The following is a 13,916-nucleotide window of genomic DNA, read 5'->3' as shown; positions in this document are numbered from 1 at the left end:
TTATCTATTTTAAATCATAATTGTTTTTTATACAATACAATTACTAATTAATTCTTTTAGACATCTTTTTAGTACTAAAAACTTTAATATCATTATACAATAACACTTGACCCTTACGTTACGTAATGGTTTAAGATTATGATGAAATAAAGGAGGCTTTTTAATATGAAAGGTATTGTATTAGCTGGAGGATCTGGAACAAGATTATATCCTCTAACTCAAGTAACAAGTAAACAATTATTACCAATTTATGACAAACCAATGATTTATTATCCATTAAGTATTTTGATGGAAGCTGGAATCAAAGATATCCTAATCATCTCGACACCTGATGATACTCCTCGTTTTGAAGAACTATTAGGTGACGGCAGCCAATTTGGGATTTCACTTCAATACAAAGTACAACCCTCTCCTGATGGATTAGCTCAGGCATTTATTCTTGGTGAAGAATTTATTGATGGTGAAGGATGTGCAATGGTCTTAGGGGATAATATTTTCCATGGTCATGGCTTAGGTAAACGTTTAAGAGAAGCTGCTAATAAGTTTAGTGGAGCAACCGTATTTGGATATTATGTTGATGATCCTGAGAGATTTGGGGTTGTTGAATTTGATGAAAATGGTAAAGCTGTTTCACTAGAAGAAAAACCAGCTAATCCTAAATCTAATTATGCTGTTACAGGGCTATATTTCTATGATAAAAATGTTGTTGAATTCGCTAAAAGTATTAAACCAAGTGCCCGTGGCGAATTAGAAATTACTGATTTAAATAAAATCTATCTAGATAATGGTACTTTAGATGTAACTTTATTAGGACAAGGATTTACCTGGTTAGATACAGGAACTCATGAAAGTTTAGTCGATGCAACTAACTTTGTTAAAACTGTAGAAACTCATCAAAACCGGAAGATTGCATGTCTTGAAGAAATCGCTTATAATAACGGGTGGATTTCCAAAGACCAGCTTAATACATCATATGAGTTGTATAAGAAAAACCAATATGGTAAATATTTAAAAGATGTATTAGACGGTAAATTTATAGATCAATAAGAGGTAGACAAATGAAAAAAATTGAAACTAAAATCCCTGGTGTGGTTATCATTGAGCCAGATATTCATGGTGATCACCGCGGTTATTTCATGGAAACATATTCAACAAGTAATTTTCATGAATTAGGAATTGATAATGTCTTTGTTCAAGACAACATGTCTTTTACAGCAAAAAAAGGGACTTTAAGAGGCTTGCATTTCCAAAATGATCCAATGGCCCAAGCTAAATTAGTTAGCTGTACTAAAGGAACTGTTATTGATGTCGCTGTTGATATTCGTAAAGGTTCTCCAACTTATAAACAATGGGTTGCAGTAGAGTTGAGTGAAGAAAATAAGAAGATGTTCTTTATTCCTCGAGGATTTGCTCATGGTTTCTTAACATTAACTGATAATGTTGAATTTAGATACAAAGTAGATAATTTATACTCTAAAGAACATGATCGGGGAATTCGTTACGATGATCCTTCGGTCAATGTTGATTGGGGCGGATTATTAAATGGAATTGAACCAATCTTATCAGATAAAGATAAAAATGGTCCTACATTAGATGAAAGTGATTGTAATTTTAAATTTGAAGGAGATAAATAAATGAAAATTTTAGTAACAGGTGGAGCAGGTTTCATCGGTGGAAACTTTGTTCACTATATGGTTGAAACTTATCCAGAAGATATGATCGTTAACTTAGATTTATTAACTTATGCTGGAAACTTAGAGACTTGTAAACCAGTTGAAGGTAAACCGAATTATAAATTTGTTAAAGGTGATATTGCTGACCGTGAATTCATCTTTAAGTTATTTGAAGAAGAAAAATTTGATGTTGTTGTTAACTTCGCAGCAGAATCACATGTTGATAGAAGTATTACTGATCCTGAAATCTTCGTTAAAACAAATGTTATGGGAACAACTACTTTATTAGATGCAGCTAAAGAATTTGGAGTAAAAAGATATCATCAAGTATCTACTGATGAAGTATATGGTGACCTACCTTTAGATCGACCTGATTTGTTCTTTACTGAAACAACACCATTACACACATCTAGTCCTTATAGTTCATCAAAAGCTTCTGCAGATTTATTTGTTTTAGCTTATCATCGTACTTTTGGATTACCAGTAACTATTTCTAGATGTTCAAATAACTATGGTCCATATCATTTCCCTGAAAAGTTAATTCCATTAATGATTTCAAGAGCTTTAGCTGATGAAGAATTACCAGTATATGGTAAAGGTGATAATGTTCGTGACTGGTTACATGTATACGATCACTGTGTTGCAATTGACTTAATTATTAGAAAAGGTCGTGTTGGTGAAGTTTATAATGTTGGTGGTCATAATGAAAGAACTAATTTAGAAGTTGTTCAAACTATTTTAAAAGCTTTAAATAAACCTGAATCTTTAATCAAATATGTTGAAGATCGTAAGGGGCATGATCGTCGTTATGCTATTGATCCAACTAAATTAGAAACAGAACTTGGATGGAAACCAAAATATAACTTTGATACTGGTATCCAACAAACCATTCAATGGTATTTAGATAATAAAGAATGGTGGCAAAATATTCTTTCTGGTGAATATCAAAACTATTTTGAGAAAATGTACGCTGGAAAAGTAAAATAATTATTATTTAAATTAAAAATTGTTGAACATAAATGAGTTCAACAATTTTTTTATTATCAAATTAATTAAAATTTGAAGATTTTTGGTTCTTCTGTAAAAGAACAGATTTTTGCAGTTACATTACGAAGATAAAATACTTCTGTATTTCCATCTCCAGGCTGATACATTTTTTGCAATGATGGATAGGCTGCTAACATATGTTTTTGTGCATCAATATTATTATCAAGATAAGCAGTTGCTTCAATTCTAATCCATTTTCCATCATCCATAGCACAAATCTCTATTTGAGGATTCTCTTTAATTTGTCGCGAAACAGCTTTAACTTTACCAGTTTGGATATACAATCTATTATTATACAAATCAATTGTCCCAAATGGCCTAACCCGCGGTTTATAACCCTCAACAGTAGCTAAATAATAAGTTCCACATTTCTTCAAGAATTCATAAACTTCATTCATACCAGCTCCTCCTTATAATATATATTTTACTCCCCTCAACTCATTAGTACAATCTAATCATTATAAACTTAGTTAAATCATTATATTAGTTATAATTTTATTCTTTAATCTCTCTTACCAGCATTTATAATAAATAATTTAAAATAATTAAAATTAAAAAAGCATTCCTTTAGTTTAACTAAGAAAATGCTTTTTAATAATTTTAATAATGAATAAAAACTGGATCATTCATTCTAATCAGCTCATATAATTTTTTGGCATCCTCTTCTTGAAGATTCAAACATCCATGTGATCCTTTTACTTTATACAGATCTGGAGTCCAATTTGCCCAGTCGCTTCGATCCAAAGCATGATATCCAGTTCCTGTCCACATAATTCTAATCCAATATTTAACCGGAGTCTCATAATCTTCGCCAACTAAAACTTTCTCTGGTTTTTTCTCTTTGATATACCATACCCCTGTACGTGTGATACGATCATTTTTCTCAGTTGGTAATCCACTTACACAAATACAAGAATAAGCTAATTGACCATCGCGATACACGTATACTCTTTGTTCAGTTAAATCAATTTCACTATAATTTTGAGTATCCCAATCATTTTCAAAGTTTTCATAATCTTTTTGATACGCCTTATTAGAATAAGTTGGTTCTAATTCCGTTGTTAAAGCTTTTTGATTCTTTTTACTTTGCTCACTGAGGTAGGCCTCAATTAATTTACTGTCCGTTTTTTCAGTAATCGCTGCTTCTACTTGTTTAACGATCTTTTCATAATCAAGGCGCCAGCCATAGTCACCACCTGAAATCTGAATCACGTTTCCATTATGAGTCGTAAAATTACGTTTCTTTCCAACTGTCTTATAGCGCAAACAAAATTCTTCAATCCACTCACTCATTGCTTCTTTATCAAGGACAACTTCACCTTTATCATTACAGCTTAACCAGTTTTTAATATCATCTGGTGTCATCGTCTCAACTTTGCCTTCTCCCATATCCCAGTTGATCCAATTTAATAGATAATTATTATACGTATTCAACATCTCTTCTAAATGCTTATCACTAATATCACTAACTGGCTGTTGATAAACTTCTGCATATTTATCTTGATCAGTTAAATCAATCTTTGTAGTTAATTTACTTATTGACGTTGTAATTAAGTTACTAAATTTTTCGAGATTTAGTTCATTTCCAATTGTTGCTTTAACCATTTTTCCACTCTTCGTTGTTTCATCGTATTCAATATGAGCATTTGTTGACTGCACAATTTGATATTCTTCATTCCCATTGATAAGCACTGAACCATTAACTATTTCACTTAATTTATTTTGATCATAAGATATTTTTAAATCAATATCATGGTTGTAACCACTAAAAATCCCAAAAATACTACGTTGACTGCGATGATTTTTATAGTCACTTTCTAGATTTTTTTCAAAATCTGCACTTAAATTAATATCTTTCCCTGCAATCGTAAGCTTTTGATTTCCCTCTGCCCCTATTTCCAAAGCATAACTTTCAATCTGGTTCTTTAATACATTTTTACTTTCTTCATAAGTCATGCTTGATACATCGATTCCATTAATAGATGTATTAGGATACCACTTATCACGATAATAAAATGAAAAAATAGCAAAGACAACAATAACTCCTATAATTACTCCACCAGTAATTTTAACACTCTTTTTTAATTTTTTTATCTTCTTAATAAACGCCAATCTACTTCTCTCCTTACAACAACAAACCTTAAATTTTATCTCATTATAGCACAAATAATATCGGTTTCAATCAATTCGCTTAATTAACAAAAAAATCAACAATCTTAAATAAATTTAACAAATTTAACATAAAAAGCCGACTATAATCGTCGGCTAACTTAATCCTTTTACATCAGCTTCAGTAAGTTTTTTACCAGCTTCAATTTTATCAATTACTTTACGAATATTTTGAATTGATTTTTTATAAGGGATTGTAATATATGTTTTCTTCCCTTTTTGCGAATATGTATCATATGAAATAGCCCCATCACCAGTTACTTGAACATTGAACATTTCCCAATTGGCCATATCATCTAACTGCATATTAACTAATGACTTGATATCATCACTTGACATATCAGTTTCAAAACTTCCCTCAACAGCTGCTAAAATATTGCTATAGTTAGTAATAATTTTCGGTGACATTGCTTTTTTCAACATTGCTTTTAATAACCGCTGCTGATTTTTACCACGATCAAAGTCTCCCGATGGTAGAGCATAACGTTCCCGAACAAAACATAATGCTTGATCACCATTTAATTCATTGACACCTTTTTTTATCTTATAATTACCATGTAATGTTGTAAATTCATACGGTGAATCTACTTCCACTCCCCCCAAGGCATCAATAATGTTTGTAATTCCACTAAAATTAGTTTTTGCATAATAATTGACTTTTAGATCTAAAAAGTCTTCTAGTGTCTGAATCGTCTCATTAATTCCATACATTGCTGAATGGGTAATTTTATCCATCTTACCATTTTTATGCAGATTGACTTGAGTATCTCTAGGAACACTAACCATCAATACTTGTTTTTCCAATGGATTGACACAAACAACAAGATTTACATCCGCACGAGAGATAGTGTTAACTGAACCATATGTATCAATACCAGTTATATAGACAATAAAAGGATTTTCAGTAACATCTGTCTTTGTTGTTACTGCTTCTAATTTTTCTTGAACTTCCATTTTATAAACCACTTTAGTTTCATCTTCAAAACTTTCGTGATTAGTTTCCAACACACCTAAATATGACTGATCAGCAACAATACAATCTACTTCACCTTTATACAGAGCATCTGCTAAATCAGCATAATCACTATAATTTTTCTTTTCAGGTTCTTTACCGATTTTTTCTTGTACTTGTGCTAAAGCATCGGTAATACTAGATACACTAGTTTTATTTTCTACTCCGATTGTTTTTCCTTTCAAATCTTCAACTTTATTAATTTTTCCTTGCTTCATTGCATATACTGCAATAACTCTAGTTTGTGTAAATGCACTTGTAATATTACTTAAAAAACTATTACCCTGTGAAGCATACACGCTTCCTACGATCAATAGAGCAGATAAAGCAACACTTACGAACTTACTAATAAAAATTCTAAAGCCTTTTCCTGTTCTTCTTTTTCTTCGTGCTCCGGATGTAATCCAAATCATTTCAAGCAATAATAATGCTATTAAAACAATTATTAAAATTGCATAATACCTAGTTGGTAACATTTTCAATACATAAATATATCCTAAGAATACGGCTGAAGCAATTAACTGTATCGTTAAAATAATTCCTTTAGATGTAAGTTTAGAAAACATTCCTTTTTTCTTTTTCTTCTTTGCCATTCTCTCACCTCACCGAACACCTTTTATAATATCATATTGATTTGTCGTAGCATAGGTTATTTTGTTGTTAAATAGAAAGAGCTTCATAATGAAGCTCTTTAGTTTCCTAGCCCTTTTAAATCCTCTTCAGAAATAGTTCCACCTTGTTCTACCGTATCAATGATCTTCTTAATTTTTTTAACTTGTTTTTGATAAGGTTTCATTACATAGACCTCTGTCCCATACATTGATGCAGTTTTCGAAGTTTTATAACCTTCACCTTCTACTTGAACATTATAAACAGTCCAATCCGACATATCGTTTAACTGCATATTCAATAACGACTTAATTTCTTTACTTGACATATCAGTTTCAAAACTTCCTTCAATCGCAGTCAAAATATTATTAAAATTAGTGATTATCTTTGGTGACATTGCTTTTTCTAACATTGCTTTTAATAATTTTTGTTGATTTTTACCACGGTCAAAATCTCCATTTGGTAAAGAATATCTTTCCCGAACAAAGCATAATGCTTTATCCCCATCCATTTGGTTTTCGCCTTTAACAATGTTGTAATTACCATGTAATGTTGTGAATTTATAATCAGAATCGATTGTTACCCCACCAAGAGCATCTACAATATTTGTCATTCCACTAAAATTAGTTCTCGCAAAATAATTAATTTCAACATCTAAGAAATCTTCAATCGTACTAATTGTTTCACTTGTTCCATAGATTCCGGTATGAGTTAATTTATCCATTTTACCATTCTTATGCAATTGAATTTCACAATCACGCGGAATACTGGTCATCAAAATTTGTTTTGTTTTAGGATTAACAGTAACAATCAAGTTTACATCACTTCGAGCTACGGTACTAACACTACCATATGTATCAATTCCAGTAACATAAATTGTAAATGGGTTTTCTGTTACATTTGTTTGTTTAGTTGTAACACTTAACTTAGATTCATATTCATATGATTTAATAATTTTTGTTTCGTCATCAAAACTATCATGATTTGCTTCCAACATCGACTTATATTCTTGTCCAACAATAATAGCATCTACTTCACCTTTATACAGAGCATCGGCCAATCCGCTATAGTCATCATATTTAACCATATCTTCTTGTTCCCCAAGATCATTTTCCATATCAGCAATTGCTTTAGTAATCGTCGTTGTATCATGTTGATAAGATACACCAAATTTCTTTCCATCAAGATCACTTAATTTAGTTGCACTATTATTTTTCATTGTAATCACTGAAACTAAATATTTTTGTGTTGTTGCTTTAGTAACGGTATTAAAAAAATCATTTCCCCTAACAACATAACTTGATGCGAACATTAATAAAATACTCATTAATAAGCTAATAATTTTTGTAACGATTGAACGCTTGCTTTTTAAACCTTGATTAATTTTCTTTTGCCCGCTCCTCATGATAAAGAAGAAAATTATAATTAATAAACCTAATGCCCCTGTCGCTGGAATCAAGTATTTTAATGGTACTAGATCCAATTGAAAGATTAAATATGTAAACAATGCGGTTGCGAATAACTGCACTGCCAAAATCAAATACTTAGAAGTAATAAATTTAATAAACTTATTGTCTTTCATATAAGCCTCCTATATTCGCACTTTTTTACCGTTAAATAATATCATAATCTGTTTTATAATACAAATTTATGTCGAAATAAATAGAAATTTTAAGAATTTTGTAAGAAATATTAATCATTCATCTATGTTTATTAATAAACATGTTATATTATGGTCTTTATGTGATAATTTTAGCCACTTTTATCATAATCCTTCTTTCTCATGAATAATCCATGTTATACTAAAAATAGGAGGAATCCAAAAATGAAAAAGATATTACTGACGATATTATCACTATTTTTATTAACCGGGTGTTTTAGTTTTCGTGAAAAGTCTAATTCTCGACCAGCAATAACTATTGATACTGACTACTTAAGCGGCGATGCGAGTTATTTATACTATTATCAGTCTTTATCATCTAAAGAAAAAGAAATTTATGAAAATATTTATAATTGCATTCTTGATAATGCAAAAAAGGTCACAATCAGCAGTAATGATTATGAATTAGTTCAAAAAATAAATGATTATGTTTTATATGATCATCCCGAAATCTATTATCTAGATTATTTTGAGCTACAAAATCAAGTTGATATATGTAATTATATTCCCAGTTATTCATATTCTAAAAGTGAACGTGACACTTTAACAGCTCAATTAGAATCTGTCCGTGATGAATTAGTAAATTCGATTTCAAGTGAAAGTAGTGATTATGATAAATTAAAAAAAATTTATCAATTTGTAATTGAGAAGTGTCGATATGTTGATAATGCTAAAGATAATCAATATATTACTAGCTCGTTAATTTATGGTGAAACAGTTTGCAGCGGCTATGTAAAGGCTATTCAGTATCTTGCTGAAGCAGTTGGGATAAAAAGCGCCTATATCGTGGGTAAAGAAATTGGTGCTAGTGACGATGAAGCTTATCATGCCTGGAATTTAATTTATCTAGATGATGACTATTACTATCTTGATGCTACTTGGGGTGATTATGATAGCGAAGGCAATATTTTTGCAATGATGAACTATTTTATGTTTGATTCTGATGATATGTTGAAATTATATGAACCTCTTGATCAATATGAAATAACGAAACAAGGAAATTATACGTATTTCAAATATGAGAATCTTTATAACGAAAATTACAATAAAGCAGCATTAAATAAAATGGTAAAACAGTATAAACATGATAATATTGCCTGGATGGAATTTAAATTTAGTGACAGTTGTTATCAGGAAGCAAAAAAAAGATTGATTGATCAAGAGGAAATGTTTGACCTTTTCAATCCCTATACAAGTAAGCAATATACTGTTCAATATTTTTATTATGATAATTTAAATGTTTTAATTTTTAATCAAAAAATCGAATAATCAGCCGTTCGACACGACTCGTTATTATCCTTGAAAATTCGAGAATTCTTCACGAATTTTCACGAAAACTTTCTTGTTATAGGGAACTTAATTCCTTACTTTACTAAATCCCTAATTATCTATAAATAAACCCTTTTCTCTTTTATACTGTATAAATATAATAAATTTTGTCACTAAAACGAAAGGGGAATATAGAGATGACAGACGTTAAAAAGTATACAGTATACATTTTAGAAGAAAACAAGGATTTATTGAATAATATTAAGGACAGTTTAATTGCGACAAATAACTTTACCGTTATTGGTACTAGCGATAATGCAACAAGCTGTTTAAACTATTTATCTAATAATAATTGTGATTTATTAATTATTGATTTAATGCTTACCAACATTGATGGAATCGGTGTTCTAAATAAACTTAAGGAAGTAAATAGTCGTGCCTATAATAAAGTAGTTTGTATTACTAGCTTTACTAATCCATTAATTTGTGAAACATTAGAAAAATTAAATGTAAGTTATTGTTTTAAACAACCATTCGATATCAATTATTTTGCGACAACCTTAAATTCTGTAATGAAAGTTACATTAGAAGATATTAAAGGTATGTCACAAAACGAATCTGAAAAATATCAAAAAATTAAGTTAGAAAATGAAATTACAGATATCCTTCATGAAGTTGGGATTCCAGCCCACATCAAAGGATATATGTACCTAAGAACTGCAATTCTATCTACTTACTATAATATCGAATTATTAGGTCAAGTAACTAAAGTCCTTTATCCAGATATTGCCCGCCAATACAGTACTACCGCTTCAAGAGTAGAACGTGCCATTCGTCATGCTATTGAAGTTGCTTGGAACCGCGGTAATACTGATGCAATTGATGATATCTTTGGTTATACAGTCAGTGCAACTAAATCAAAACCTACCAATTCTGAATTTATTGCAATGATTGCTGATAAACTTCGTCTAGAACATCAAACAAAAGCGGCAAGCCGTCATAGTTACTTATAAGAGCGTAAGCTCTTTTTTTCTACCTAATTTTAGAAAAACTAATCTTTTTCTTATATCAATCATGGAGATCTCCATAACTGACATAAAAAGAGGAATTAAATCCTCGGATCGTTAACTTCCTTTATACTTTGATAATAACTCATCTACAATTGTTGAAATAAATTCAGAATTACATGTTTTACGTTTTGCCCGAAATCCAAATAGCTGCTCTAGCTCATCTTGACAACCACTTTCCCAAGTACATTTTAAAACATGACGAATCGACTGTTCAACTCGTGATGCCGTTGTTCCATAAGTTCTAGCAATACGCGGATATAATTCTTTAGTAATTTCTCCTAAAAGATTAATATTTCCACAAACTAAAACAATTGCTGTAACTAGATAATTATAGCCTTTTAAATGTCGTGGCATTCCCACTTTCATAAACGTATCATGAATTTCCTTTTTTAGAACTGTTTGATGATAATCGTCAATACCTAAATTATGTTTTAATCTAATTTTTAAGATACGATCAATGATTTCCATAAAATAGTTTAAATCAACCGGTTTCTTTAAACAGTAATCTACTGCTAAGCCTTCTAACATTTCAAATACTAGTGAGTTAGTAAAATCACTAATACAAATAACATGTTTTAAGGCTTTTGGATTGTTAGATCTTATATTCCCAATCACTCCAGCACCATCTATATTAGTCAAAATTAAATCAATTACAAGTAAATCACATGTATGCGTAGCTAAATAGTCTTCACATATACCACCATCATTAAAAGTTGCAATAATTTCATAATGATCATTACTTCTAATCTTATTGACCAGTTCCTCTTTCAACAAATGATTTTCTGTTAAAATCACAATACCTGCCTTATTATTCATTTTTAAATAACTCTGTGCCTAATACACTTCTCCTCACTTTTTTCCTTTATCCCATGTCTAAAAACCTATTTTTAAGCGCACTAAAACATCATATCCGAGCCTGTTTCATAATTTGCCAAGAACTTGTGATTTAATATTAATTTCATGTTCAAAGAACTCATTTATACACTCCCCCCTAACTTATCCCGAGTGCTAGTATAACAAATTTTTCCAATTTCGAACATAAAACTTATGTGTATATAGCAAATTAGCTAAACCAAATGGTTCAGTAGGCGTGACGAGGATGAATTTGAGAAACATTTCATCTGTAAAAATTGTACTTGATATTTTTCAAAGAAATATCTCTGAATCTCTCTTTCTTTACTTTTTAGGGTAAATCCAGATTTTTTTAGATAATTTACCCACTTCCGTTCATAATTTTTAATAACATAAATAGCATTTGGACGATCAATAGTTGGATAACTACTTAAAAATTCTTCTAACCGGTGATTATAGTAAGATCTTAGCATCTCAATTTGTGTAGTCAGCAAAAGCATTGATGAAGGTACCATGCACTCAACAAAAACTGCATGTGTTTTTCCACAGTGTTTACACATCACACGCTGGATTCGAATACAAATTTTATTAGTTGCAGTTTTATAAAATCTTGGATAACATCCAATCTTAACAAAACTCCCTTTGGCCCCACAACTACACTCCAGGCTTTTAAAATCAACATGATCTAACACTTGATCATATATTTCTTGAGTAAATTCGTTAATAAAATACTCGGCACTATTAGCAACTGTTATCATTTTCTTTATCCCCTTAAATTATCCCTTTCTTTAAAATATCCTATTTTCATCAGAATTGCAATTATTTAGATAGTCAAAGTTTTTTAATTAAGTTAATTTTAAGGAGCTAAATACACAAATATAAAAGACAGTCAGTTTCTTTTTCTTTTCTTGACAATCTTAATAAACTTAAAAAGGGATAATTTTATCCCTTATAATTTTAAGCAAACAACTGTAGTATCCATTTGAAAAACGCTGGAAATACAGAATAATCAAAATCATTTGACCATCTAGCAAAGTCCGCTACTGTTGTTGATAAAACGCCTACCGTTAACGCTTGTCCAAATGACAATAACAGTCCAGCAACGACTCCAGCTAAAATAGCCCCACGCCAGCCTCCTGTAGAGTTTCCAAAAACACCTGCTGGTCCACCTCCAAAAAAGGTAGTAATAACCGGTGGTGTCAGAGCATACCAGCCAATTGCACCAAAGATAATCGTACACAATATAACTGTACCTAAACAACTTAAAAAACCTAGCATAACTGCAGTTGGAGCAAAGTTAAAAACGACAGGACAGTCTAATGCTGGTACTGCATTAGGTACAATTTTTTCAGAAATACCTTTAAACGCTTCTGTGATCTCTGAAACCATCATTGAAACACCATTCAATACAATTGTAATCCCCACTCCAAATTGAACGCCAGAAACAATCGCATATAAAATTGCGGGCTGTCCATTACTTAAATTCGCTTCGACATAATCAAAACCAGCCAAGCATACTGCCACGATATATAGGATTGTCATAACTAAAGCGGTAGAAACTGTAATGTCTTTTAAAAAGTTTAATTTAGGATTAATATTAATGTTTTCAGACGATTCATTTTTATGTTTTTTAAATAAATTTCCAACTAATGAACCCGTAATAACTCCGAATGTTGTGGTGTGACCATAGGCAAAATCATCACTGCCGGTAACCTTTCTCAAGAAAGGCTGGGCCAATGCTGGAGCTAAAGTACAGTAGATTCCTGTTAGTAGACCACCAATAATAATGACTAACGTATTATTTGGATTAGCAAACACTTCTACAGCTACAGCTAAATAAACAAAGATCAAATAATATGTTTGATGTGCTGTTAAAAACACGTACTTAAATGGTGTAAATCTAGCTAAAATTAGATTTATAAAAAAACCAATAACCATAATAATTGCAATCGTCGATGCCCACTGTTCAGTAAATGCATTTGTTCCCATTCCAGTTGCAACTGTTTCAATCCCCATAATTTTTTCCAGCAGCGTAGCTATCGGCGTAACTACGCCTGCGATTGTGCTTGTTCCTACACTTAGAATTAAATAACCGATTCCCGTTTTGACTGATCCAGAAATAATTTTATCTATTGATTTTTTTTGTAAAATAAGACCAATCATCGCAACAATACTTAAGAAAATAAACGGCTGATTAAACACATAATTTTGAAAAATATCTACAATAACTTTAAATACTGACATAATCTCCCTCCTCTACAATAAATTCTTTTTTTCTAATAATTTTTTTATTTTTTCCTCTAATTCATTCATATCCATTAGATTATTGATTACAATAACATCCTCATAACAAGAACGTAATTCATCAGCAAACGATTCAAAAGTAAATACTGCATCGCACATTAGTCCTTTAGACATTGATAATCCTTTATTCTCAACTGTTACCTCTAATGGTAAAGCAAATTTTTTAAAAGTTTTATCAATATTCATTCTTAACAAAGTGCTTGTTCCGACTCCGGCACCACATACCGTGATAACTTTAAAACTTTTCATTT

General features: G+C 30.7%; 13 protein-coding genes. 5 read left to right on the top strand and 8 right to left on the bottom strand.

Annotated features, from left to right (window positions below):
* The first annotated feature begins 165 nt into the window (after positions 1 to 165).
* From rfbA to rfbB, 3 genes are read left to right on the top strand one after another with little or no spacing between them, the layout of a single operon-like run.
* Entirely contained in the window at positions 166 to 1,047 is an 882-nt protein-coding gene (rfbA, locus tag EYR00_RS00360) for a glucose-1-phosphate thymidylyltransferase RfbA (protein WP_003535399.1), read from the top strand.
* An 11-nt stretch (positions 1,048 to 1,058) separates the two neighbouring features.
* A complete protein-coding gene (rfbC, locus tag EYR00_RS00355) occupies positions 1,059 to 1,634 on the top strand; it encodes a dTDP-4-dehydrorhamnose 3,5-epimerase (RefSeq protein WP_003535400.1) in 576 nt (191 codons plus the stop codon).
* Positions 1,635 to 2,660: a dTDP-glucose 4,6-dehydratase gene (gene rfbB / locus EYR00_RS00350; protein WP_003535401.1), complete on the top strand. Its 1,026-nt coding sequence runs from the start codon at positions 1,635 to 1,637 to the stop codon at positions 2,658 to 2,660.
* Between the two features lie 65 nt (positions 2,661 to 2,725).
* Here the strand turns inward: rfbB and EYR00_RS00345 are convergent, their stop codons facing one another.
* From EYR00_RS00345 to EYR00_RS00330, 4 genes are all read right to left on the bottom strand, one after another.
* A complete protein-coding gene (locus tag EYR00_RS00345; protein ID WP_003535402.1) occupies positions 2,726 to 3,118 on the bottom strand; it encodes a pyridoxamine 5'-phosphate oxidase family protein in 393 nt (130 codons plus the stop codon).
* Positions 3,119 to 3,320: 202 nt separating this feature from the next.
* A complete protein-coding gene (locus tag EYR00_RS00340; RefSeq protein WP_003535403.1) occupies positions 3,321 to 4,832 on the bottom strand; it encodes a L,D-transpeptidase family protein in 1,512 nt (503 codons plus the stop codon).
* Between the two features lie 153 nt (positions 4,833 to 4,985).
* Complete coding sequence (locus tag EYR00_RS00335; protein ID WP_003535404.1) at positions 4,986 to 6,494, bottom strand: LCP family protein; 1,509 nt, start codon at positions 6,492 to 6,494, stop codon at positions 4,986 to 4,988.
* A gap of 98 nt (positions 6,495 to 6,592) precedes the next feature.
* Positions 6,593 to 8,092 (bottom strand): LCP family protein, encoded by a 1,500-nt coding sequence (locus EYR00_RS00330; protein ID WP_003535406.1) that lies wholly within the window; start codon positions 8,090 to 8,092, stop codon positions 6,593 to 6,595.
* Positions 8,093 to 8,335: 243 nt separating this feature from the next.
* Here EYR00_RS00330 and EYR00_RS00325 point away from each other — a divergent pair, with 243 nt between their 5' ends.
* Entirely contained in the window at positions 8,336 to 9,439 is a 1,104-nt protein-coding gene (locus tag EYR00_RS00325) for a transglutaminase domain-containing protein (protein WP_003535408.1), read from the top strand.
* A gap of 197 nt (positions 9,440 to 9,636) precedes the next feature.
* On the top strand, positions 9,637 to 10,452 hold the full coding sequence (gene spo0A / locus EYR00_RS00320; RefSeq protein WP_003535410.1) for a sporulation transcription factor Spo0A: 816 nt from the start codon (positions 9,637 to 9,639) through the stop codon (positions 10,450 to 10,452).
* Positions 10,453 to 10,563: 111 nt separating this feature from the next.
* Here spo0A and EYR00_RS00315 read toward each other — a convergent pair whose 3' ends face one another.
* The 4 genes from EYR00_RS00315 to EYR00_RS00300 all read right to left on the bottom strand — a co-directional run bounded on the left by EYR00_RS00315 (position 10,564) and on the right by EYR00_RS00300 (position 13,914).
* Positions 10,564 to 11,325 carry a sporulation initiation factor Spo0A C-terminal domain-containing protein gene (locus EYR00_RS00315; protein WP_003535411.1) on the bottom strand — a complete coding sequence of 254 codons (762 nt, stop codon included), beginning with the start codon at positions 11,323 to 11,325 and terminating at the stop codon, positions 10,564 to 10,566.
* Positions 11,326 to 11,576: 251 nt separating this feature from the next.
* Positions 11,577 to 12,119 carry a hypothetical protein gene (locus EYR00_RS00310; RefSeq protein WP_003535413.1) on the bottom strand — a complete coding sequence of 181 codons (543 nt, stop codon included), beginning with the start codon at positions 12,117 to 12,119 and terminating at the stop codon, positions 11,577 to 11,579.
* 199 nt (positions 12,120 to 12,318) lie between these two features.
* Positions 12,319 to 13,605, bottom strand: a complete 1,287-nt coding sequence (locus tag EYR00_RS00305; protein WP_003535415.1) for a PTS ascorbate transporter subunit IIC — start codon at positions 13,603 to 13,605, stop codon at positions 12,319 to 12,321.
* A gap of 12 nt (positions 13,606 to 13,617) precedes the next feature.
* Positions 13,618 to 13,914 (bottom strand): PTS sugar transporter subunit IIB, encoded by a 297-nt coding sequence (locus EYR00_RS00300; protein ID WP_003535417.1) that lies wholly within the window; start codon positions 13,912 to 13,914, stop codon positions 13,618 to 13,620.
* Positions 13,915 to 13,916: the final 2 nt, after the last annotated feature.

It is taken from the genome of Thomasclavelia ramosa DSM 1402 (assembly GCF_014131695.1).
GTDB classification, from domain to species: Bacteria; Bacillota_I; Bacilli_A; order Erysipelotrichales; family Coprobacillaceae; genus Thomasclavelia; species Thomasclavelia ramosa.
Note: the sequence above shows the minus strand (reverse complement) of the source record. Positions and strands in the feature narration are given on the sequence as shown.